This window comes from Priestia endophytica DSM 13796 (genome assembly GCF_900115845.1).
Lineage (GTDB): Bacteria > Bacillota > Bacilli > Bacillales > Bacillaceae_H > Bacillus_I > Bacillus_I endophytica.
Genome location: NZ_FOXX01000015.1, coordinates 54,084 through 77,412, shown reverse-complemented (window position 1 = coordinate 77,412; position 23,329 = coordinate 54,084). Strand labels below are relative to the sequence as shown.

Here is a 23,329-nt window from a genome sequence, read left to right as displayed (position 1 = left end):
GCTTCGCTTAATTTTTCTTCTTATAACCTAAAAAATGATACATAAAGATAATATTAATTCCATTATTTACAAGTCTAAAAATCAATAAGCCCAAGGCTAATTTGTAACGCTTTATCGACTTTACTCATCATTTCTTCATCAAGATGCGTAATCTTGTCTGTTAAACGCTGCTTATCAATTGTTCGAACCTGCTCTAACAGAATAACGGAGTCTCGTTCAAACCCGTATTTCTTAGCATTAATTTCTACATGCGTAGGTAGCTTTGCCTTTTGAATTTGAGCGGTAATGGCTGCGACAATAACCGTGGGACTAAAACGGTTACCAATGTTGTTTTGAATAACAAGGACAGGTCGAACCCCTCCTTGTTCAGAACCAACAACGGGAGATAAATCAGCGAAATAAACGTCGCCACGTTTTACTACCAACCGTTTTATCCTCCACTTACAAGACGTTCGACTGTGTTGTCCGCTTCATGTTCAGCCAAGAAAGCTTCAGACGCAATATTTAGGTTAATTTTCGCCATTTCCATATAACCCCGTCGCATATTATTGCGGATGCTACTATTTCTTTTCTCATCAACGAACTTCTTTACAGCTTGATTAATCAAATCATTTCGGTTACTGTTTTCTTGCTTCGCGATAGCATCTAGTTCAGATACTAAATGTTGTGGTAAACGAACTAAAAGCTCCATCGTTGCGCTCGCTTCAGACACCAACATACACCTCCACCATCAGTACAAAACAAATAAGAATAGTTATTTTTTTATTATGAGAGCACATTGTAAACAGTAGAACCTAATTAAGGCACTACTTGTTTCCTCTTACAGACGAGTAAGATATTAAATATAAATTATTTTTATCTTTTTTCATCATACCATCTATACAGTTTTATGCAAAGCGAATTCTGTCATTTCTTCAACTATTATCGTCATCAATACTATTATTTTATGCATGAAATTGTAAAAAATCACGCCTTGCTACTCTAAGCTAGCACATTATTTATAACTTTTACAACTTTATCTGCTCTCTTATATACTCGAGGAACGCGATCGCTAATCATACAAGTAACTTCATAGTTAATTGTATTAAGATAGCTTGCGATATCATCTGCGCTAATGGACTTCCCGCCATCATGACCTATTAACGTGACTTTTGTCCCGACTGCTGCATCTCTTGGAAGTCTAAACATAAGTTGATCCATACAAATGCGCCCAACATTTTGCACTTCCTCTCCGTTCATCAATGCTGTAAAACCTTGAAGACCTCGAAGCCAACCGTCTGCATAACCAATTGGCACAGTTCCAATCCATTCTTCTTTCTTTGTTGTATATGTCGCTCCATAACTGATGCTTTCACCCTCTTCTAGGCTCTTAACATGTGTCAAAGAAGTATAGAGAGACAGAACTGGCTTTAATGTAAATGGCAATACTTTCTTCATTTCAGGTGACGGGCTTAAACCGTACATTGAAATCCCGAAGCGCACCATGGTAAAACAATCATGTGGTAAACGTAAAGTCGAAGCACTGTTTGCACAGTGAACGTTAGGAGGACAAACCCCTTTTGATTTCAGATAGTACACAGTTTCAACGAAACACTTATTTTGCTCTTCGTAATACTCACTATGAAGCTCATCTGCTGTTGCAAAATGTGTAAAAATTCCCTCGAGCACAAAATGAGAAGATTGCTTAACTTTTGAGACAACACGCTCCATTACGTCTTTCTCTTTAAACCCAATACGATTCATGCCTGTATCAATTTTCATATGAAGAGAAAGAGGCTTCTTTAGATCATACTTTGATGCTTCACGTAACCAACTTTCATTATGAAGGGTAAGTGAGATATCATACTCTGCTGCAATATCAACATATGAAGGAGGCACGTCTCCTAATACTAAAATCGGAACTTTAATCCCATTTGCTCTTAGTTTAATTCCTTCATCAAGCAATGCTACTCCTAAAAACGTAGCTCCTGCTTGAATTGCTTCTTTCGCTACTTCAATATCACCGTGCCCATATCCGTTTGCTTTTACAACAGCCATAATCTGTTTCCCCTTTGGCAGCCATTCTTTTAAGCAATTTACGTTATGAGAAACAGCTTCTAAATCAATTTCAGCCCATGTGTTGCGGTAAAACGAATTCACTGGTGTCACTTCCTTTAAGAACTATGGCTTGTAGAAGCCACTATACTACAATTGCACGGTTTGTTTACATTTATTCTTATCAAAAACAATTCATGCATTTATCGTGCTTTTATTATACAAAAATAAACTAGGGTTCGTAAAAGTTTATCTAAAAAAGGAAGTTCGTTCTCTTTTTAGAGAACGAACTTCCTTTTTTTATTTTCCTTGTTCTTTTTCCATTGAGCTTGCAACCATCATAAATTCCTCTGGAGAAAGATCATCAGACGCAATAATGTATTCCACTCCATCTGATGTCCATTGAATACTTTGTTTTGAAAGAGCTCCAATTGAGAAACCTAGGTCAACAACGTCTCCATTCACAGGAGTTGTAGTAGAGGCTTCCGCAACTGTTGCCTGCTCCTGAATTACAGTAAAGGACTTCTCACCACCATATGTGAGCACAACACGTTTTCCATCCATTGTTTTAACCGTTTTTTCTTCTTCTTGCTCTGTACCTTCAGGTGTATATGAAGGATACTTAACTGAAAAAGGCTCTTCTTCACTTGTCATTGTGGGCACATCTGACTTTTTAGCCGTCATATTCCGCTTAGTATCAAATGCATCTTTATCAAACTTAACATTCATCTCTACTTTCTTAAAGTCAACCGTAATAATAGGCTCATTGTCCGTATCCATAATTTCCACTTTTTTAGGGGTAAGCTCTTTTTTATCTAAAATAATTTTTTGCTTTGGAAGAACAGACTGGTGCTGATAGTTGGTTTTTGTTGTAAAGATATAACCGTCTTTAGCTACTTGAAATTTCGCTTCATCGTCTCCTTTAATGTCTTTAATTAACGACTCATAAAGGTATGCTTGGCTGCTATTTTGTGGCCAACCGCTTTGAAATTTAAAGCTTTTATTAAGCGCAGGGGTTAGTACAAAAACTCCTTCATTATTACGCAAAATCATCTGAGATTGATCTTTTTTGGCATTTTTAAGCTCTACCCTGTAATAATCTGGTTTGCTATGCCAAATCTCCACATCATATTTCTGTGGTTTTTCTCCTGTATTTAACATCATCTCAGCTGTTGCTTTATAACCTGTTGACTTTTCCATCTTTTCATTCAAATCTTTTTTTACATCATCTGCACTTTTATCTCCACAAGCTGCTAGTACAAATAAAACACTTAAAAAGACAATGGCTTTAACAATCCATCTTTTCATTCCTACACCCCTTATTCTTTTGCAAGATTTGCAAAAATGTATTGTCGTATCTTTTAATTGGACAATATGAATATATGAGGTGAAAACAACGAATATGCAGACTAGCGTGACAGGCTTTCAATTATCACATTTGCAATCGCATACTGCTCACTATGCGATATAGCCAAGTGTGTAATTTCGTGTTCATTTTTAATATAAGGTTTTCCAGACAATTCATATTCAATCTCAATATCTTGAAAAGAAAGCAATGAACCAATGCCTGTTCCTTTTGCTTTTGCATAAGCTTCTTTAGCAGCAAATCGCCCTGCTAAAAACTCTATTTTCCGTTTGTTTGAAAGCGTATAAAACTTCTCTTGTTCACGAGGTGTTAAGATCCGCTTTACAAGCTTGTCATTACGCTCTAACGCCCTTTTTATTCGGACAAGCTCAACAATATCATTTCCAATTCCGATAATCATAAAGAGTACTCCTTTTATAATAGACTTACATGACGTGATTTTTATTGACTTGGTTTTATGTAAAGAAAGGGACTTTATTAGAACTTCTTTTCCCTTTATGAAATAATGAAGAAGATTTGTAATCCTTCCTAAATTAAACACATTAGATATATTGATTAGAGGAGATGATTTTTTGTTTGTTCGTACTGAGAATTTTAGAGAGTTTATAAAGCTCTATCCAGTCGTATTTCTACTTATTTTGATTCACATTGTTGTTTGGCTTCTTGCCAAAATCCCTTTAGAAAGCATGCAATCGCTAATCTATTATTTTGTTGGGATTAACGGGAACATTTCTCAAGGAGAATGGTGGAGACTTATTACTCCTATTATTACACATATAAGTTTTTCCCATCTTCTTTTCAATACGTTTTCTCTCCTAATTTTTGCTCCTGCCCTTGAAAGGATATTAGGAAAAGGGAAATTTATTTTAATGTATTTCACAACAGGTATCATTGCTAACGTCGCAACGTACTTACTTGAAAATATTTACTATACACACGTAGGTGCTTCTGGCTCTATTTTTGGTTTGTTCGGAATCTATCTTTTCTTTTTACTCTATCGAAAAGATATTCTTGGGCGAGACAATGCTCAAGTGCTAATGACAATGGTCATTATTGCACTTGTTATGACATTTGTAAATTCAAATATTAACGTTATTGCCCACCTCGCCGGTATTATAAGTGGCTTCGTTCTCTCTCTTTTCACACTTCAACGTAAATAGCACGAACAAAAAAGGAACCTTTTTAGGTTCCTTTTTTAATGATTTCAAAGCTTCCTTTTGATAAAACTTGAACATCATCATATTTACTTAAATCTCTCATGAGCTTCTCTAATGCTTTATCCTTTTGTTTTGCCTCAATCATGCAATCTAACATATCGATCGTTCCATTTATCGTACGAAGAAATCCAATAAACATCTCAGGATCCACATATGGAGCATGCGCCCGAAATTGTTCCTCACTCCTTGGACTAGAAATATGCATTTTCATAGGAAGAGGAGAATGAGCCCATGTCCCAACCATCCTCTCCCAATGATCTTCCCATCTTTCCCCCTCATTGTTTGCTAAGTGATGGTGAAGGTCAAAAATAAAAGGAATATCAATCTTTTCGCATAGATATAAAACATCCTCTATATTGAACGTTGTATCATCATTCTCAAGCATAACCATTTTAGCAATAGATTTTGGCACAAGAGCCCAATTATGAATAAATTGTTCAAGAGCCCTCTCTTTGTTTTTGTGTGCGCCTCCAACATGGAGTACACAGCGATATTGAGTTGGAATACCCATCCCTTTCAGAAGGCGAGCATGCATTGTTAGTGTTTGAACAGCGTTTTTCAAAATCTCAGGCTTTGTGGAATTTAGAAGAACAAAGTGATCAGGATGAAAATCAATCCTCATTGGATGTTCTTCTAAAAATGATTTAATTTCTGATAAGACTGGTTTCAATGGCTTCATATAGTCCCAATCAGAAAGATCTTCATGTCCTGCAAGAGGAATAAGACGAGAGCTCAACCTAAAAAATTCTACTTCATTCCATAAGTTATGTTTTAAAAGACGAAGGCAGTTTTCAAGATTTGAAATCGCAATACGCTCAAGTTTCCGAATAGCAGCTTCTCTATTACCAATTTTTTTAAAGTTTGCATATGTCATTGTTTGAGAAGGAGAACTATTAACAAGTTCCATACTCATAGCAACATATCCAAGACGTATTTTTGTCATCTTTTACACGCTCCCTGCTTCTTAGCATGCCCCTCTAAGAAGCTCGTTATCATAAAAATAAAAAAGCTCTAGCAGCATGTGCTAGAGCTTTTTATTATGAAGACTTACGTGTTTTGTTTGTACGTGAACGACGTTGCTTCATATCGTATGAACGTGAAGATTGCTGACGTCCATCTTTATTTCTATAGTTGCGTTTATTTTTAGAGTAGTTACCTTTACCATATGATTTTTTACGATCTTTTTTCACTTGTAAAGGCGGCTCAGATGTTAATTTAACAGGAGTTGTATCCGGCTCTTTTGTCATTAACTTAAGCGCTGCTGCTACTACTTTTGCTGCATCATTCTTCTCTAAAAGATTCTCAGCCATTTGCTCATAAGAAGAAAGGTTTTCTTCGTTAATTGCACTTGTAATTTGGTCAAAAATTAGACGTTGTTGACCTTCAAGAGCATCGTCTAGGCTTGGAACTTTCATTGGCTCCATACGACGTTTTGTTGTTGCTTCCACGTTTTTAAGATGTGGAATTTCACGAGGTGTCACAAATGTCATTGCTTTACCTTGTTTCCCTGCACGACCAGTACGTCCGATGCGGTGTACGTAGCTTTCTGGATCTTGTGGAAGGTCAAAGTTATAAACATGACTAACACCTGAAATATCTAATCCACGTGCAGCAACATCTGTTGCAACAAGGATATCGATTGAACGCTCTTTGAACTGACGCAATACTTTCATACGTTTACCTTGTGTAAGGTCACCGTGAATACCTTGCGCTGCATAACCACGCGTTTGAAGAGCTTCTGATAACTCATCAACACGACGTTTCGTACGACCGAAGACAATTGCAAGCTCTGGTGCTTGAATATCTAGAAGACGAGTTAATGCGTCAAATTTCTTTTGCTCTTGTGTTTCAATATAGTATTGCTCAATATTTGAAACTGTCACTTCTTTAGACTTTGTTTTGATTACTTTTGGCTCATGCATGAAGCGCTCTGCAATTGCTTGAATTGGTTTTGGCATTGTTGCTGAGAAAAGTAATGTTTGGTGTTCACTTGGTACTTCTTTTAAGATGCTTTCAATATCTTCAATGAAGCCCATGTTTAACATTTCGTCTGCTTCGTCAAGTACAACTGTTTGTACGTCTTGAAGACGAATTGTTTTACGGTTGATATGATCTAGCATTCTTCCTGGTGTACCAACAATGATTTGTGGTCCTTTTTTCAACGCACGGATTTGGCGACCAATCTCTTGTCCTCCGTAAACAGATAAAACTTGAACACGTTTATAATATCCAATTTTATATAGTTCTTCGGAAACCTGAATAGCTAATTCGCGTGTTGGGGCAATAACAATCGCTTGAATACGAGGACTATTTACATCAATTTTCTCAATAAGAGGAATACCGAATGCTGCTGTTTTCCCTGTACCTGTTTGTGCTTGACCGATTACATCGTTACCTTCAAGTGTAACTGGAATCGTTTGGGCTTGAATTGGTGTTGCCTCTTCAAATCCCATTTTACTAATTGCTTTTTTCAGTGGTTGACTAATTTCAAAATCTTGGAATAACGTCAATTGTTTCAAACTCCTTTTAATCTAAATTCCCATAAGCATTATATCTATTATAAAAGAACTGCTTTAACGTGAGGAAGTGGTGCTAACATAGCACCACTTCTTCTTTTACGTTCATAACAATGATCACAAGCAGAAATGTTCTTACTGCATGGAAGAGTAAGACTTATATATCATCAATTAAGAGCGAGAAAAACTCTACCTTTTTCTTCGCAGAATCCTTCTTTATCCTAAAGGTCGTTATCAAATGTTATTTTAGATGTTATCATATCACTAATATGAGTAATATTCAAGTAACCTAAAAATTACATTCCTTGTCTTTCACGTAAGTGAAGGGGCTTTATAACTTATATTCCTTTTTCTAAGAGCGTTGTAATAACTTGTTCTAATTTCATACCACGTGAAGCTTTAAAAAGAATAACATCTTGCTCTTTTATAATACAGCTCAGTTGCTCACTTAGTGTGTCCTTATCCTCGAAATGATAAACATGTTCAACCCCAGCATCTGATGCTCCTTTAGCGACTTCCTTACTTAAAGGTCCATATGCAAAGACGTATGATACTTCATTTTTATCAATAGATTTCCCAACTTCATAATGATACTCTTGTTCATCCTCACCAAGCTCAAGCATATCTCCTAGTACCGCTATTTTTCGGTTGTATCCCGAAAGCTCATGTAAGAGGTGAAGAGCAGCTCTCATTGCTGTTGGACTCGCATTATAAGCATCATTAATTAAGCGAGCACCACTACTTGTTTCAATCACTTCCATGCGCATTTTTGTTAGCTGCAATTGAGATAAACCTTTCACAGCTTCCTCTGCTGAAATGCCAAGTGCTTTTCCAACAAGAATGCTTGCTAACGCATTTTTCACATTATGTTTTCCAAGCACAGGTAAATGACATGTTACGTTTTCATCTGTTGATAATGAAAAAACGGTGCCGCTTTCTGTTTGTGTAACATTTAGTGGTCTTAGGTCACAGTTTTTATTATAGCCAAATGTATGCTTTTCAAATGATACCCCTTCACTTAATTTAGCAAGAAGCGGTTCTTCCCCTTCATAAATAAATACGCCGTTACTATTCAAACCATTCACGATTTCGAATTTCGCTTTTGCAATTCCTTCTCTGCTTCCTAAATTCTGAATGTGAGCTTCTCCAATGTTCGTAATAACCGCGATGTCTGGTTCGCCAAGTTTTGAAAGAAGGTCAATTTCACCAAAATCACTCATGCCCATTTCAAGGATGGCCACCTCAATTGTTTCGTCAAGCTCAAGCATTGTAAGAGGAAGACCAATATGGTTGTTTAAATTCCCTCTTGTTTTTAATACTTTATATTTAGTACTTGCCACAGCTGCAATCATATCTTTTGTTGTTGTTTTCCCATTGCTTCCTGTAATACCAACAACTTGTATAGAAAGGGATTTACGGTAGTTATGTGATAGAGCTTGCAAAGCCTGAAGCGTATCATCAACAAGAACAAGCGGAACTCCTTCAGGCTGAGGTGTTTGATCTCGTTGCCATAATGCTGCTACTGCTCCTTCTTCATATGCTTGTTCAACAAATTTATGGCCATTAAAATTGTCCCCGATTAATGGAATAAATAAGTTTCCTTTTTGAATTGTTCTCGTATCTGTAGAAACCCCGAGAATCTCAGTTTTTTCTTCTTTTGTTACATTACTGTTCGGAATCCATTCATTTATCTTTGCTAATGTTGCTTTAATCATTTTTTCACTTGACTCCTTTCACTTCACAATAAGCGCACAAGAAACACTATTCATAAATGAATAGTGCTTCTTTCTGCTCTTTCTTTTTACATCGTATGTTTAATTTGCTGCTTCTCTGCGTGACGCTCCATACCTAGCTCAACTAATTTTTCAATTAGCTCACTGTAAGGCACACCTTTATGCTCCCATAAAAGCGGGAACATACTGAAAGGTGTAAAACCAGGCATTGTATTTACTTCATTAATAACTAAAGAGCCGTCTTCTGTTAAAAAGAAGTCTGCACGTACTAAACCTGAGCCATCAATCGCTTTGAATGCCTTAATTGCTTCCTCCTGCATACGTGCGTATGTTTCTTCACTAACTTCAGCAGGGATAATAAGAGCTGTATCACCGTCTTGATATTTTGACTTGTAATCATAGAAATCTGTTTTGGCAACGATTTCTCCCACAACAGAACAAGAAGGATCATCATTTCCTAAAACACCAATCTCAACTTCACGAGCCGTAATACCCTCTTCAACAATGATTTTACGATCGAACTGAAATGCTTCTTTAAATGCATTTACAAGTTCTTCTCTATTTGTACATTTGTTAATCCCAACACTAGAACCTAGGTTAGCTGGCTTAACAAAACAAGGATAACCAAGTTCTTGTTCTACTTCTTTATACGCAGCATCTTCGTTATTTTTCCAATCCACTTTTAAAAAGTGAACGTATTTCACTTGTTTGAGGCCTGCTTGAGCAAACAAGTTTTTCATAATTACTTTATCCATTCCAGCTGCTGAACCAAGCACTCCATTTCCTACATAAGGAACATTCAATAATTCTAACATTCCTTGTACAGTACCATCTTCTCCATTTGGGCCATGAAGTAATGGGAAAACAACATCAACTGCTTCTCCTTCTTGAGACAACGTGCTTAGTGACGTTGGTGAGATTGCTTTTGCTGTTGCTTTTTCTGTCAATGTTAATTCTTCAACACCTTGTACTTTTCCTTCAATTATTTCACCGCGAATCCATTCGCCGTTTTCCGTTATATAGACAGGGTGAACTTCAAATTTCTCCCCGTTCAATGCATTAATAACCGCTAGAGCCGTCTGTAAAGAAACCTGATGCTCTGCTGATTTTCCACCATATAAAAGTCCGAGTTTAATTCTCACAATTGTTCCTCCTTCGACATTCCTAATGTCCTCGTCTATTGTATCACTTTCCCTTCATTTTGCGAAAAAAAGATTGTATATTTTTGAAAACAGAATCCATTTTCCTATTTCTTTTCCCGCTTTACTTTTTACCTATGAAAAAGCAAGGTTGGCTTATGCTTTTTTAGATATCCTCAAAAAAAGTCAGGCTTCCTGAGCCTGACTTTCTTGTCTATCTTATAAAGTAGTTTTTTCTGTTTTTCTTACTGGAATCATAATTAAAAGGAATGCTACAAATCCTAAAATCGCTGCAACTAAGAACGGGCTTTGAGGAGAAAGTGATTCTCCTAACACACCTGATAAAAGAGGAGCAATTGCGGCTCCAAGCCAACGAATAAAGTTGTAACCTCCAGACGTAATGGCACGCTCATATGGTGAATTCCCCATCACATGCGTTGTAAAGAGCGCATTGTTTAATCCAGACGCTAGTCCAGATAAGATGATAATTACGATTTTTAACCATAAAGGCTGAACAACAAATAGTAAAACAAGCATAATTGCAAATACAATTAATGATACTTTAAGAAGTGTCTTTGGTGTCCATTTTTTCTCAAGCTTATGAGAAAGAACAGCAGAGCCATAGGCTAAGCACAGTCCCCATCCAAAGAAAACAAACCCAATTTGAATAGCTGATAACCCTAAAACAAGTGGAGAGTATGCTAAAACTGTAAAGAAACCGTAGTAATAAAGCATGCCTGAGAAAGCACCTTGTAAAAATGGTTTATATGCAAAAAGCTTAACCATTTCTTTTACCCCTGGTGCCTGTCTTTTTTGTTTTAGTGGTGGTTGTTTTACAAAGAAACTTACAAGAATAAAAGCTAAAAGAATAAGAATGCTTGTTACAAAGAATGGATAGCGCCATGAGATGCCACCTAGAATACCTCCAACTAATGGACCTGCTGCCATTCCAAGACCAATTGCAGCTTCATACATTCCAATTGCTCCACTTGCATCGCTTGAAAGAGCAATAAGCAGCGTCATTGCTGTTGCAAAGAATAAAGCGTTCCCTAATCCCCAACCAGCTCTAAATCCGGAAAGTGCACCAATTGAATTAGAAATTGCACAAAGAAATGAAAAGACGGTAACAATAGCTAAGCCTGTTACCATAAGCTTTTTATCACCAAGTTTTGCTGCAAATAGCCCTGCTGGAATCATCATAATGGCCATTGTAAAAATATAAGCCGTAAAAAGCATTTCAACTTGCCAGTGACTTGCACCAATTTGCTTTGCAATCTCTGGGAGAATAGGATCAACAACCCCTATTCCCATGAATGCCAGGAAAGTTGCAAAAACGGTAATAATGCGTCCTCTTTTTGCATTTTCCATTTTCATCACTCCTCTAATGTTGTTTTTAGATATTCTGTTCTATCCATCAGTTCATGAAGCTCTTGTTCAAATCGCTGCATACGTTGGATTTTGCGGGCGAGTTCATTGATTTGAACCGACAGTCTTTCTTGGAAATCCTCCAACCCTTCTTTAGTCAATTCTCCACCTGCTTTTCTTCGCTCAATCCGCTTTTTTAAGTGAACGAACTGCTGAAGTTCTTGAAGAGAAAAGCCAAGCACTTCTTTAGCTTCAATGATCTTTTTTAGTTCATTAATATTTTCCTCAACGTATAGTCTTGTGTTTCCTTTTGTACGCTGTGGAGGTGTAATAAGTCCAATTTCTTCATAATACCGAATCGTTCGTTTAGTAAGACCTGTCATCTTCATTACATCATCTATTTTATACAAGAAACGCTCTCCTTTACATTTAACGTTAACGTAATATTATATATTTATCGTACTCCTCATTAATATAATTGTCAACTAAGTGAAATATGTTCTATGTTAAATAATTCTTTTTAGATTGGCGAATATCAGGGAAAAAGAGAAAAATATTTTGCCCTATTTTCCTCTTTTAGTGGTACCATCAAAAAGAATAGCTGTGAATATTTTATGCATCTTTTTCCTACTTTCTAACAAGACTAATTAAGTAGATGAAAAAGACAGAAAAAATGTAAACACTATTGAAATGAAAGAATCATACACCTAAACAACGAAGATTGTAATGGAGGTTCGAAAATGAGAGAAGAGAATGTTCGAGTAGAGAAAGATTTCTTAGGAGAAAAGCCTGTTCCAGACGAAGCCTATTACGGCATTCAAACACTGCGTGCAGTAGAAAATTTTCCGATTACAGGCTATCGAATTGACAAAGAACTTATAAGAGCTCTTGCTATTGTAAAAAAAGCTGCAGCTCTTGCTAATATGGATGTAAAACGCCTTTATGAAGGGCTCGGAGAAGCAATTGTTAAGGCTGCAGACGAAATCATTGATGGAGAATATCACGATCAATTCATCGTCGATCCTATTCAGGGCGGAGCAGGAACATCGATTAATATGAATACAAATGAAGTCATCGCAAACAGAGCACTTGAGATTTTAGGTAAGAAACGTGGAGATTATTTCACGCTCAGTCCAAACTCACATGTAAATATGTCTCAATCAACAAATGATGTATTTCCAACTGCTATTCATATTTCAACATTAAATCATCTAGAAGGTTTACTTATTACAATGGATAAAATGCTCCAAACCTTTCGCCAAAAAGCAAAAGAATTTGACTCGGTCATCAAAATGGGACGTACCCATTTACAAGATGCCGTGCCAATCCGACTTGGACAAGAGTTTGAAGCATATAGTCGTGTTTTAGAGCGCGATATTAAACGAATTAAACAATCTCGCCAGCATCTCTATGAAGTAAATATGGGAGCAACAGCTGTAGGAACTGGACTAAATGCAAATCCTAAATATATTAAACAAGTTGTTTCACATCTTGCAGAGATTAGTGGCTTCCCACTTGTAGGAGCCGAACATCTTGTTGATGCGACTCAAAATACAGATGCTTATACAGAAGTATCTGCTGCTTTGAAGGTTTGCATGATGAATATGTCTAAAATCGCAAATGACCTTCGCTTGATGGCTTCTGGACCTCGAGCAGGTTTGAATGAAATCAACCTTCCTGCTCGTCAACCTGGCTCATCTATCATGCCAGGAAAAGTAAACCCTGTTATGGCGGAATTAATTAACCAAGTTGCCTTCCAAGTTATCGGAAATGATAATACAATCTGCCTTGCTTCTGAAGCTGGACAACTTGAACTAAACGTAATGGAACCTGTTTTAATCTTCAACTTGCTTCAGTCTATCAATATTATGAACAATGCATTCCGTAGTTTTACAGATCATTGCTTAACAGGAATCGAAGCGAACAAAGAACGATTAACAAAATATGTGGAAGAAAGCGTTGGATTAATTACAGCTGTTAACCCTCATCTTGGCTATGAGCCTGCTGCCCGCATTGCTCGCGAAGCCATTCTAACAGGAAAATCCATCCGGGAGCTTTGTCTAAAATATGATGTTCTTTCAGAAGAAGCGCTAGATCGTATTCTCGATCCATATGAGATGACACACCCTGGGATTGCAGCTGAAGAACTTTTAGAAGACTAATAAAAAGGCTAGCAATATGCTAGCCTTTTGTTGTTTATTTTTTAATTTGTCCGTTTCCTCTAATCACAAACTTAGTGGAGGTTAGAGCTTTTAAACCCATTGGTCCTCGCGCATGAAGCTTTTGTGTACTAATGCCAATTTCCGCTCCAAACCCGAATTCAAATCCATCCGTAAAACGAGTTGAGGCATTATGGTAAAGAGCTGCTGCATCTACAGAAGTAAAAAATTCCTTTACATGACTTTCATCATTCGTAATGATAGCCTCTGAATGCTTTGTTCCATATTTATTAATATGTGAAACAGCTTCCCCAACAGACAACACACGCTTCATTGCTACAGTTTTATTTAAATACTCTTGTTCCCAATCATCTTCAGTTGCTCTTTGTACCTGACTGTGAAGCTGACAAACAGCTTCATCGCCATGCACTTCCACTCCATGGTCCATTAGCAGGGAAAGAAGATCTTTCCCGTGGAGGGCAAGCCATGTGTCATGAACAAGAACTGTCTCAATTGCATTACAAACAGATGGACGCTGTGTTTTGGCATTAATAACAATTTCGAATGCCATTTTTACATCTGCAGATTCATCAATGAAGATATGGCAATTACCTGCACCTGTCTCTAATACAGGAACAGAAGCCTCTCTTACAACGGTCTGAATAAGATTTTTACCCCCTCTTGGGATGAGAACATCTAAATACTCATTAAGTGTGAAAAGGTCTTTAGCTGTTTGGCGACTTGTATCTTCAATAAGTTGGACAGCCTCTTTTGGAAAACCAGCTTTTTTTAACCCATCATGGATAACATTTACGATTGCTTTATTAGAATAATAAGCAGAAGAGCTTCCTCTTAAAATAACAGCATTACCTGTTTTTAAACAAAGAGTTGAAGCATCTACTGTCACGTTTGGTCTTGCTTCGTAAATCATTCCTACAACGCCGAGAGGCACACGCATTTCAGTAATTTTCAGTCCATCATTTCTCTCAATTGTTTGTAGTACTTCACCTGTTGGATCTTCTAATTTGACAAGTTGCTCGATTCCATGAGCCATTCCTTCTAGTCTTTCAGTTGTTAGAAGAAGCCGGTCTAATAAGGAATCTTCTACACCTTTTGCTCGATTTTCTTCAATATCCTTGCTGTTCTCTTCTAATATATAGCTACTTTGAGCCAAAATTTGTGCTGCAATGCTTGTTAATGCACTATTTTTTTCATCCGTTGTTTTATGAACAAGAACAGATGCTGCTTCTTTTGCTCTTTGACCTTTTTCAATTACTTCACTCATCTTTTTTCCCCCTCTATCTTAATAAGAGATTATGCTGTCCAACCCATTGATCGCGATGGATCACTTCATAAGAAGAACGTTCAATGCTATGTGCAATTTCATCACTTCGCTTACCTTTTAAACGATTTAACTCTTCTGATGAATAACACACCTCTCCTTTACCAATTATCCCGTTTGTTCCTTCTACTTCAATGACGTCTCCTTCTTTAAAAACACCTTCTATCTCAACAACTCCTGCAAGAAGAAGACTTCTCCCGTCCTTCACTAACGCTCTTTCTGCCCCTTCATCAATCATCACTTTTCCTTTCAAAGATGAATGAAAAGCAATCCACTGTTTCCGGGTATTAAGGCCCGTTACGTTGGCTCCTACGTACGTACCATCTCCATTTCCTCCCAAAACCTCAAGCAACTTCCCAGGTCCTTGACCACTTCCAATAAAGGTTGGTACACCAAGAGATAATGCCATTTCTGCAGCAAGAAGTTTTGATTTCATTCCCCCTGTCCCAACCTTTGAACCTTCAGTGCTTGCTACTGACAAAAACTCTTCTGTGATCTGTTCAAGATAGTCAATCCGTTTGGCACCTGGATTTTTATTTGGGTTATCATCATAGAGGCCGTTTATATCTGTAAGGATAATGAGACGATCAGCGTGAATTAAGCCACTTAAAAGAGCTGAAAGCATATCATTGTCACCAAATGTAAGCTCTTCAATTGAAACTGAATCGTTTTCATTTACAATAGGTAAAACAGAGCGCTCTAAAAGTTCGGAGAGCGTATCATATGCATTGCTATAACGTTCACGATGAGCAAAATCTTGGCGAGTCAACAAAATTTGAGCTGGTTTTATTCCATAAGTACTGAAAGCTTCAATATAAGCACTCATTAAAAAACTTTGCCCCAGAGCTGCTGATGCTTGCTTTCCTTTGATCGTGACAGGTCTTGAAGAATATCCAAGCTCTGTAAACCCTGCTGCGATCGCACCTGAAGAAATTAATACAACTTCATGCCCCTCAGCACGTAAAGCAGCGATAGATTCTGCATGTTCACGCAATTTTGTATTATCAATTCCGCCACTTGTATTTGTTAATGAACTGCTTCCAATCTTTACAACAACACGCTGTTTCTTCATTTTTTCCCCTCCACGTATACAAAAAAGCCCTCTCGCATCCTAACAAAAGGACGGAGAGGGCTTTTTCCGCGGTACCACCTTATTTGAGCACAAGTTATTATGCTCCACTTTTTCCGTTAACGCCGGTACACACGCTTAGATTTTCCCTCTAAGACTCTGAGGTAGGTTCATTAGCTCCTCCATGACAAGGTTTTGCAGCCGATGAACCTCGCTCTCTTACATGGGAAATCTAATTACTATTCCTCTTCAACGTTCTAATTTTTCTTTATTATGCCGAGAAAAAAGGACGGTGTCAAGAAGATCTTTTCTACAATTTTCAACCTTCCGTTTTTTCAATTTCTTCTGCCATATTTCCATGCATTAAATCTGCTTCTAAAAACTCTTTTGTTTTTGGTAGTACAAACTGAAGATTAGCATGCTCTCCTATTTCAACCGTTCCACTCTCTATTTCGAAATCAAAGATGTGGCCTCCTCCTTGTTTATCTTCACTAATAAAATGAAGGTGATAACCAGCAACAGCCAGCCCTTGAACATACTGGGGCGTGTAAAACCCAACAATTGTTCCTTTGCAATCTTTAAATGTAGAAACATTCTGTTCTTCAACAACGTCTGTCATTGAAGAATATGGGGGCTCCTGTTTGGAAACGGTTCGCGTCTTCATACTACGGAATGAACCTGTAATACGAATAGAATAAAACAAATTTTCGCTAGGTAATATACTAGAGATAAATTGTTCAATATGCTCCATTGTTCCATTCTCTTGAATTCGATATGTTAAAGAAGGATTAAAGAAAGTAACGGCAGCAAAAGGGGTTTTCTCACCTTCTTTTACTTCTTTAATCGTGCCATCTCCTTGTAGATGATAAAATTCTCCATCAACTGCTAACATTTCACCATCTAGTTTGTTGAATGTACCGATTCCAAAATCTCCGTGCTTTTTCACTACACTAAAAGGAACTTCCCCTTCAAACACGCCATCTAGTAAAGCACTGAAGGTTGATACTTGATAGATATTATCACCTTGTCGTTGGCCTTCTGTCACGTTACTTTCATCCTTTCTCTTCTACGTTCTTACTCTCGTCAATATCATTTTTTACCCTGCATATTGGTTGATTAAACTTTGGAGCTTTGTTTCAACATGCTTTTGTCCCGATTCAAGCTCTGTCTTATCAAAATACACACGAAGGAGACGCTCCCCGTCATTGTACATTTCCTCAAGCCACCCAAACATGCCTCTCGCTTTTCGATCTACCTCAACGATTACTTCTAAGCCATGGTCTTCGAGTTGGAAAACGAGTTCAAGCTCATCAAGTTTTCCTCTATATTGCGAAGAAACCGGGCGAAATTCAAATTCTTGAACAAAAGGTAAACGTCGTCGAAAATACGGAGCATGTTCACAATCTGCTTCGTGGAGTCGAAAACCAATTTGTTCAACAGCTTGAATCACATTGTTAATCCACTTATGTGGCACAACTTTGATAGAATCGTTATCTTTGCTATCAACGCCTTTTTCAATATCAACGTCTGTATGAATCCAGACACTCACGTTTCGTACGCTAACAGGTGTATCTAAAGGAAGCTGGAAGGAGAAATAAAAATCTTTTTGCTCTCCCGCTTTAATAATGAAAGAATTTGTTACGCGATGAGATAACAACTTCACTTCACGATAGTGTTTCTTATCATCCTCTTCAATAAGATACTTTGTCATAACTTCAATATCAATGTCACTCATCGATTGCTCAACATTACCTCCTGTAACATGGACAACACCTGTAACTTCATCCCCTTGAGAATATGATGTTGAATGTAATACAGTATCAACTTTAGCAGAACCAATTCCTATACTTGCAGCGGCTTTCTTAAAAAATGACATACGAATCATCTCCTTATATAGACTACATTGATGTGAAGCCTCATAATTTTCTCCGTATCACCTTATACGCTTCATATGTCTTTTTGGTTGCATTTTTTAAAAAAGTTATATTCTACTTAGCTGCCTTTTGAAGTTCGTTTTTTTTAATTAAATCAGCGGTAAGTTGTCCAGCTAAAACAACCATGGGAGCTCCTCCACCTGGGTGTGTAGAGCCTCCTACAACGTAAAACCCTTCGTATAGGGAGCTTTTAGAAGGGATTTTAAACCCTCTATTCTTATCTAAGGCAAAACTCCCTAAATGGAACCTCCATTTGGTCCATAAAGAGACTGCAAATCTTCCGAAGTGCAACAGTATTCCCACTCAATAAACATTAAACTAAACAGAAAATACAGACTATTATGATCATATCTTTTTTCTCTTTACAAACCAACTTAAACTCTGCTCTATAAAGAATTCAAAAAAGGCTACAGAATATGCAGCCTCTTTTGGTAAGTTATTATATGTTCATTCTATCTATAAACTATCTATTTACCACTGAAGATTTGCGTTCATAAAGGAACACTGCTTTTTTCGGAAGCTTTCCAAAAACAAGGTTGGCAAAAGGAGTATACCTGTGAACAGCCCAGATAATAATATAACAAAGCAGGACTACTAGAATATATCTTGTGACTATACTGAAATGGAAAGTCATATTTGCTTCTATTGGAATAATTTTCGATACTACTCCAAGGACAAGTGGATGGAGTAAATAAAATCCAAATGAGTAAACAGCAATATTTTTAACTATATCCATATATTTTTGTGAAAACTTTTTAGCTAACATCTCAGCTACAAGGAATGCTGTATAACTTCCTACTACCATAAATGTCAAATTAGAAAGTTTATACGTAATATCCGGTAAATCTAGCGTTCGCGCTGTATACATGTAGTAGCTAAGTAAAACCGTTATTGTGCCAATTCCAAATGTACAAATCATCCATACCACATTGGACTTTCGAAATGCTTTTCCTTGTTGATCTTGATAATAAACTCCAAGCCAAGCTCCTAGTAAAAACGTAGCTAAACTGTCTACAAAAATAGTAAATGTTGTTAATTGAAAAGCGGTATTTAATAAGGAATACCCTACTTCTACTGCAATCCCGAAGACCCACATATATTTGCGGAAAAATGTCCATTTTTGAGCAATATAAACAAAAACAGGCAAAATAAGGTAGAATTGCACGATTAGAAAAATAAAATGGAGTTGATAATATGATTCCCCTGTTGCAATACGAACAAGGACTTCTTTTGGATTAAAGGTTGTCGCACCACTCCAATAGGAACAAAGTTCATAAATAATTGCCCATACAAGATAAGGAATTAAAATATACGACACTCTCTTAATATAATAATTCTTCAACACCGATAAGGTAAGCGGGCGTTTAATATAATTGTAGAAAAAAACCATCCCTGTGATAACAATGAAAATCCCTGCTTCAATTCTTATGATCCGATTAATGAAGTGGTATTTTTCATAAGCATCTGTTCCTGATGGGAGTGTATAAGCATAGGCTCCTGTAACATGCACAAGAATAACCATTAACATTGCAAATATCCTCAGAAAATAAATAGAATGTATATTTTGCTTTTTCATTTTGTACATTTTCCTCCTTATCGTATCTTCTAAAGATAATAAGTAAGGTGACCCCCTGTACGATTACAACCATAACATATTCGAAAGCATAAATAACCGGAAAATAAATCCACCAAAAATAAGCATATATTCCGTGCATCTTGATTCTCTATCAAACAAGCGAACAACAAAGAATAAAAGTAAGACTAGGATAACAAATTGAGGAAATTGTCCTCCCTATCCCAAAAAGAATAGAAACCTCTATATAATAAGTTGTTACAATGAGAATAAGTGTACGTTAGCTATGTATATTGTGTTTAATAGGATCTTCTTCGTAATTCTCCCTGTCATTCCTTCTAAAAATATCATTTTCTATATTTAGCTAATTCGATCAAGATGGTTTTCATTAAACTATATATTTATTCACCTTTCAAAATCTACACTCAAGCTAAATTAACTTAATTACTTAATCTTTGATCATCAATCAAAATTCCTCCACAGTAAAAACATATATTGACAATTTTTTTGAAAATATTAAAATATATTTATCTATATTTTCTGAAAATTTTGTTTTTAAGGGAGATGAAGTTTTGAAAAAGAAAAAAATATTCACTAAAGTATTGCTTGGAATGTGCCTAATCGGAACATTGTCCTTTGCTCCTCTCAATGGACAAACTTTTGCCCAAACAAATGTGGAAGCAAACCCTTCCCCTCCTATTGATCCAGGACTTATTCCCGAAGAAAGGCTAGCAAAAGAACTCCAAGAGAAAGGCATAATAAGTAAATCCCTCACAAATTCTTCATTAGACCGCGCTGTTGAAAATTATATTAACCAAAAAAGAGTAGAAAAAAATACGGAACACCCTCAGAAAGCTGCTTTTAATCAAAAAGCTGAAAAACTAGTTGAAAAACAACAAAAAAAGCTAGCCAAACAACTTGAGAAAGCAAACAAACAAATTAATAAAGGAAAAAATGGAGTAAACGTAAAAAAAGCAAAGCAAACAAAATATAATGGTGATGTACGTACAGACAAAGTTCTTGTCCTTCTTGTTGAATATAATGACTTTAAACATAACAATGTTGAGCAAGAAGAAGGATATATGTATGATGATGACTTTAATAAAAAACATTATGAGGACTTGATGTTTGGAGATAAGGAATTCAAGCTCTTTAATGGAGATAAAGTTAAAACATTTAAGCAGTATTATGAAGAACAATCTGGTGGAAGCTATACTGTTGATGGGACTGTATCAGATTGGTTGACTGTGCAAGGTAATGCTGCTGATTATGGGGCAGATGGAACAAGCGGACACGATAACGCAAGTGGTACAAAAGGTCCCCGTGGACTAGTAAAAGATGCTTTAGATGCTGCCGTTAAATCTGGAATTGAGTTATCAGATTTTGATAACTATGATTTGTACGATTATGATGGTGACGGAAATGCCAATGAACCAGACGGGCTTGTTGATCACTTGATGATTATTCACGCTGGAACTGGACAGGAAGCAGGCGGTGGCTCCCTTGGAGATGACGCGATTTGGTCACACCGCTGGACACTAGACGGAGTCCACCCTGTTGATGGGACAAAAGCAGATGTTGATTATTGGGGAGGCGAAATGGCTGCTTTTGATTATACCATTCAACCTGAAGATGGAGCAGTTGGCGTTTTTGCCCATGAATATGGACACGATTTAGGATTACCAGATGAATATGATACACAATATAGCGGAGAAGGAGAACCTGTTGCTTCATGGTCTATTATGAGCGGTGGTAGTTGGAATGGAAAGATTGCAGGTACAGAACCAACGAGTTTCTCTCCTCAAAACAAAGAGTTTTTCCAAACAACAATGGGAGGAAACTGGGCTAACATTGCAACAGTAGACTATGAAGATATTAATAAGTATGGAGTTGGAGCTATTTTAGATCAAAGTGTGACAAAATCTAACAACCCAGGCATTGTAAAAGTCAATTTACCTCCTAAAAAAGTAAAAGGAATCTCCCCTGCTTTTGGCAAACAATATTACTATAGTACAAAGGGAGATAATTTAAATCATACGTTAAAGACGCCACAATTTGATTTAGCAAATGCAAAAACGGCAAGCTTCCAATACAAAGCCTTCTATGATATTGAATATGATTATGACTTTCTTCATGTTTATGCTGTAACAGATGATGGAACTAAAACAGAAATTGATACAATTGGAGACGAAGACACAGATGGAGATGGGCGTGCAGAATCTACAAAAGGAAAATGGATTGATAAAAATTACAACCTAACTCCCTTTATAGGAAAGAAAGTACATCTTGAATTTAATTATGTAACAGATGGTGGTTTATCATTAGATGGTTTCGCATTAGATGAAGCAAATGTACTTGTGGACGACAAAAGTATATTTAAAGATGATAGTGAAGGAACTCCTAAATTAGAAATGGATGGGTTTATCCAATCAGACGGAACATTTTCAAAAGATCATTACTACTATCTAGAATGGAGAAACTATGCTGGAAGTGACAAAGCTCTAGAGCATTCAAGAAATGCGAAGTACAATACAGGGCTTGTCGTTTGGTATGGCGATGAAAGCTTCACAGATAACTGGGTAGGAGAACATCCTGGTGAAGGGTTCTTAGGGGTAATTGATGCCCATCCAAAAGCTATTGCAGGCAAAAAGGATGGGAAGATAACGTATAGCCAAAGCACTCGTTATCAAGTCGCAGATGCAGCTTTTTCATTTGATCGTACGAAACCATTCTCTTTAAATGATTTAACGCGTGGAAACTATAACTTCTATTCCTTAAAAGGAAATAGGGCTTTTGATGATTCCCAAACATACATTGATCAAAATATTCCTGATGCAGGTAAAATTTTACCTCAACTTGGTCTAAAATTCGAAGTCATGGGTGAAGCAAAAGATAATTCAGCAGGACTTGTATGGATTCATAAGTAAAGAAAAAGGCAGCCTTTTTTAAGGTTGCCTTTTTCTTTACTTGTTCTCCTCACTCTAGTTTATAGGAATCATTCTTATTTAAATTGTATAATTCTGTAACAAAAGTAGGTATTCGTTGCAACTATTTTAACATTATTACAATAAATCCTTTATTTTCCTAGAATCTTTTATTCTCTAATTTTTTCTTTTTTTTCCTCTCAGACCTTCTCCCAATTGGCCTCACTCTATTTTCCTATGGAAAAGTAGCTCTATTCATTTTAAAAAAACAAATTTCTTTTCTAAGTCTCTCTATCTAGGGAAAAAGCAGTATAACCCTTGATGTGAGCGCTAAATAGTAACAAAGTTACCTTCCTTTTTTTCCAACACATACCCTTGTAGTTAAATTGTAACACTGAGCTAATTACTCTGTAATACTTTTGAAACATATCTATGTTAATATGACTCTCGTTAGCTTATAAATCCAGAGTTAACAAAGGAGAGATATGTTTATGAAGAAGAAGATGGTTTCACTTTTAACAGCAACGGCTCTATCTGTAACAATCGGATCACAGGTATCTGCGAAAGAGGTCGACGTACAAAAAGGGGACACGCTTTGGGGAATTTCTCAAAAACATAACGTTTCAGTAAAAGATATTAAAAATTGGAATCACCTTACATCAAATATAATTTTACCTGGAGACAAATTAACTGTTTCTGAGGAGAAAACATATACAATTCAAAAAGGTGATACTCTTTGGGGAATCGCCAAAAAATTTAACGTAACTGTTCAAGACTTAAAAAACGCAAATAACTTAACATCAGATATAATTCATCCAGGAGTTCAATTAACGATCACAGCTAACGCTCCGGCAGCTACACAACAAGCTCCGGTTCAGCAGCAAGCTCCTACTCAACAAGAGGCTCAAGCTCAGCAACAAGCTCAAGCTCAGCAAGAGGCTCAAGCTCAGCAACAAGC

At 36.7% G+C, this 23,329-nt stretch carries 20 protein-coding genes and 1 other annotated feature; of the genes, 4 read left to right on the top strand and 16 right to left on the bottom strand.

Annotated features, from left to right (window positions below):
* Positions 1-74: 74 nt before the first annotated feature.
* From BM012_RS21335 to acpS, 5 genes are all read right to left on the bottom strand, one after another.
* Positions 75-425: a type II toxin-antitoxin system PemK/MazF family toxin gene (locus tag BM012_RS21335; protein ID WP_019395220.1), complete on the bottom strand. Its 351-nt coding sequence runs from the start codon at positions 423-425 to the stop codon at positions 75-77.
* 5 nt (positions 426-430) lie between these two features.
* Complete coding sequence (locus tag BM012_RS21330) at positions 431-712, bottom strand: ribbon-helix-helix domain-containing protein (RefSeq protein ID WP_019395219.1); 282 nt, start codon at positions 710-712, stop codon at positions 431-433.
* Positions 713-981: 269 nt separating this feature from the next.
* Positions 982-2,139 carry an alanine racemase gene (gene alr, locus BM012_RS21325; protein WP_061802741.1) on the bottom strand — a complete coding sequence of 386 codons (1,158 nt, stop codon included), beginning with the start codon at positions 2,137-2,139 and terminating at the stop codon, positions 982-984.
* 195 nt (positions 2,140-2,334) lie between these two features.
* Positions 2,335-3,342, bottom strand: a complete 1,008-nt coding sequence (locus BM012_RS21320) for a LolA family protein (protein WP_061802740.1) — start codon at positions 3,340-3,342, stop codon at positions 2,335-2,337.
* Between the two features lie 101 nt (positions 3,343-3,443).
* Positions 3,444-3,800, bottom strand: coding sequence for a holo-ACP synthase (gene acpS, locus BM012_RS21315; RefSeq protein ID WP_061802739.1), 357 nt, complete (start codon positions 3,798-3,800; stop codon positions 3,444-3,446).
* 172 nt (positions 3,801-3,972) lie between these two features.
* Here acpS and BM012_RS21310 point away from each other — a divergent pair, with 172 nt between their 5' ends.
* Entirely contained in the window at positions 3,973-4,560 is a 588-nt protein-coding gene (locus BM012_RS21310; protein WP_061802738.1) for a rhomboid family intramembrane serine protease, read from the top strand.
* A 22-nt stretch (positions 4,561-4,582) separates the two neighbouring features.
* Here the strand turns inward: BM012_RS21310 and uvsE are convergent, their stop codons facing one another.
* From uvsE to BM012_RS21280, 6 genes are all read right to left on the bottom strand, one after another.
* Positions 4,583-5,560, bottom strand: a complete 978-nt coding sequence (gene uvsE / locus BM012_RS21305) for a UV DNA damage repair endonuclease UvsE (protein WP_061802737.1) — start codon at positions 5,558-5,560, stop codon at positions 4,583-4,585.
* Positions 5,561-5,654: 94 nt separating this feature from the next.
* Complete coding sequence (locus BM012_RS21300; RefSeq protein WP_061802736.1) at positions 5,655-7,127, bottom strand: degradosome RNA helicase CshA; 1,473 nt, start codon at positions 7,125-7,127, stop codon at positions 5,655-5,657.
* A gap of 344 nt (positions 7,128-7,471) precedes the next feature.
* A complete protein-coding gene (locus BM012_RS21295) occupies positions 7,472-8,848 on the bottom strand; it encodes a UDP-N-acetylmuramoyl-tripeptide--D-alanyl-D-alanine ligase (RefSeq protein ID WP_061802735.1) in 1,377 nt (458 codons plus the stop codon).
* An 86-nt stretch (positions 8,849-8,934) separates the two neighbouring features.
* The gene (locus BM012_RS21290; protein WP_061802734.1) at positions 8,935-10,011 is read right to left on the bottom strand and encodes a D-alanine--D-alanine ligase; all 1,077 of its coding nucleotides are present in this window, start codon (positions 10,009-10,011) and stop codon (positions 8,935-8,937) included.
* A gap of 213 nt (positions 10,012-10,224) precedes the next feature.
* Positions 10,225-11,373, bottom strand: coding sequence for an MFS transporter (locus BM012_RS21285; protein ID WP_061802733.1), 1,149 nt, complete (start codon positions 11,371-11,373; stop codon positions 10,225-10,227).
* Between the two features lie 5 nt (positions 11,374-11,378).
* Positions 11,379-11,780 carry a MerR family transcriptional regulator gene (locus tag BM012_RS21280; protein WP_061802732.1) on the bottom strand — a complete coding sequence of 134 codons (402 nt, stop codon included), beginning with the start codon at positions 11,778-11,780 and terminating at the stop codon, positions 11,379-11,381.
* 330 nt (positions 11,781-12,110) lie between these two features.
* Here BM012_RS21280 and aspA point away from each other — a divergent pair, with 330 nt between their 5' ends.
* A complete protein-coding gene (gene aspA, locus BM012_RS21275; RefSeq protein ID WP_019395208.1) occupies positions 12,111-13,532 on the top strand; it encodes an aspartate ammonia-lyase in 1,422 nt (473 codons plus the stop codon).
* A 34-nt stretch (positions 13,533-13,566) separates the two neighbouring features.
* Here aspA and BM012_RS21270 read toward each other — a convergent pair whose 3' ends face one another.
* From BM012_RS21270 to BM012_RS21245, 5 genes are all read right to left on the bottom strand, one after another.
* A complete protein-coding gene (locus tag BM012_RS21270) occupies positions 13,567-14,814 on the bottom strand; it encodes a glutamate-5-semialdehyde dehydrogenase (protein WP_061802731.1) in 1,248 nt (415 codons plus the stop codon).
* A 13-nt stretch (positions 14,815-14,827) separates the two neighbouring features.
* On the bottom strand, positions 14,828-15,943 hold the full coding sequence (gene proB, locus BM012_RS21265) for a glutamate 5-kinase (protein WP_061802730.1): 1,116 nt from the start codon (positions 15,941-15,943) through the stop codon (positions 14,828-14,830).
* A 43-nt stretch (positions 15,944-15,986) separates the two neighbouring features.
* Positions 15,987-16,202 (bottom strand) — a binding site (T-box leader).
* Between the two features lie 57 nt (positions 16,203-16,259).
* A complete protein-coding gene (budA, locus tag BM012_RS21260) occupies positions 16,260-16,985 on the bottom strand; it encodes an acetolactate decarboxylase (RefSeq protein ID WP_061802729.1) in 726 nt (241 codons plus the stop codon).
* A 51-nt stretch (positions 16,986-17,036) separates the two neighbouring features.
* Positions 17,037-17,816: a sporulation protein gene (locus tag BM012_RS21255; protein WP_061802728.1), complete on the bottom strand. Its 780-nt coding sequence runs from the start codon at positions 17,814-17,816 to the stop codon at positions 17,037-17,039.
* 521 nt (positions 17,817-18,337) lie between these two features.
* Positions 18,338-19,450: an acyltransferase gene (locus tag BM012_RS21245; RefSeq protein ID WP_225985371.1), complete on the bottom strand. Its 1,113-nt coding sequence runs from the start codon at positions 19,448-19,450 to the stop codon at positions 18,338-18,340.
* A 608-nt stretch (positions 19,451-20,058) separates the two neighbouring features.
* On the opposite strand from BM012_RS21245, the gene BM012_RS21240 reads away from it, so the two are divergent.
* Complete coding sequence (locus BM012_RS21240; RefSeq protein WP_074842894.1) at positions 20,059-22,374, top strand: immune inhibitor A domain-containing protein; 2,316 nt, start codon at positions 20,059-20,061, stop codon at positions 22,372-22,374.
* A 488-nt stretch (positions 22,375-22,862) separates the two neighbouring features.
* A partial coding sequence (locus tag BM012_RS21235; protein WP_139210418.1) for a LysM peptidoglycan-binding domain-containing protein occupies positions 22,863-23,329 on the top strand: 467 nt, incomplete at its 3' end.

Bases quoted from the DNA above. Each gene is read 5' to 3' on its own strand.
- BM012_RS21320 (WP_061802740.1), bottom strand. From the start codon at position 3,342: ATGAAAAGATGGATTGTTAAAGCCATTGTCTTTTTAAGTGTTTTATTT.
- acpS (WP_061802739.1), bottom strand. From the start codon at position 3,800: ATGATTATCGGAATTGGAAATGATATTGTTGAGCTTGTCCGAATAAAA.
- uvsE (WP_061802737.1), bottom strand. From the start codon at position 5,560: ATGACAAAAATACGTCTTGGATATGTTGCTATGAGTATGGAACTTGTT.
- BM012_RS21295 (WP_061802735.1), bottom strand. From the start codon at position 8,848: ATGATTAAAGCAACATTAGCAAAGATAAATGAATGGATTCCGAACAGT.
- BM012_RS21285 (WP_061802733.1), bottom strand. From the start codon at position 11,373: ATGGAAAATGCAAAAAGAGGACGCATTATTACCGTTTTTGCAACTTTC.
- aspA (WP_019395208.1), top strand. From the start codon at position 12,111: ATGAGAGAAGAGAATGTTCGAGTAGAGAAAGATTTCTTAGGAGAAAAG.
- BM012_RS21270 (WP_061802731.1), bottom strand. From the start codon at position 14,814: ATGAGTGAAGTAATTGAAAAAGGTCAAAGAGCAAAAGAAGCAGCATCT.
- proB (WP_061802730.1), bottom strand. From the start codon at position 15,943: ATGAAGAAACAGCGTGTTGTTGTAAAGATTGGAAGCAGTTCATTAACA.
- BM012_RS21255 (WP_061802728.1), bottom strand. From the start codon at position 17,816: ATGTCATTTTTTAAGAAAGCCGCTGCAAGTATAGGAATTGGTTCTGCT.
- BM012_RS21245 (WP_225985371.1), bottom strand. From the start codon at position 19,450: ATGAAAAAGCAAAATATACATTCTATTTATTTTCTGAGGATATTTGCA.
- BM012_RS21240 (WP_074842894.1), top strand. From the start codon at position 20,059: ATGTGCCTAATCGGAACATTGTCCTTTGCTCCTCTCAATGGACAAACT.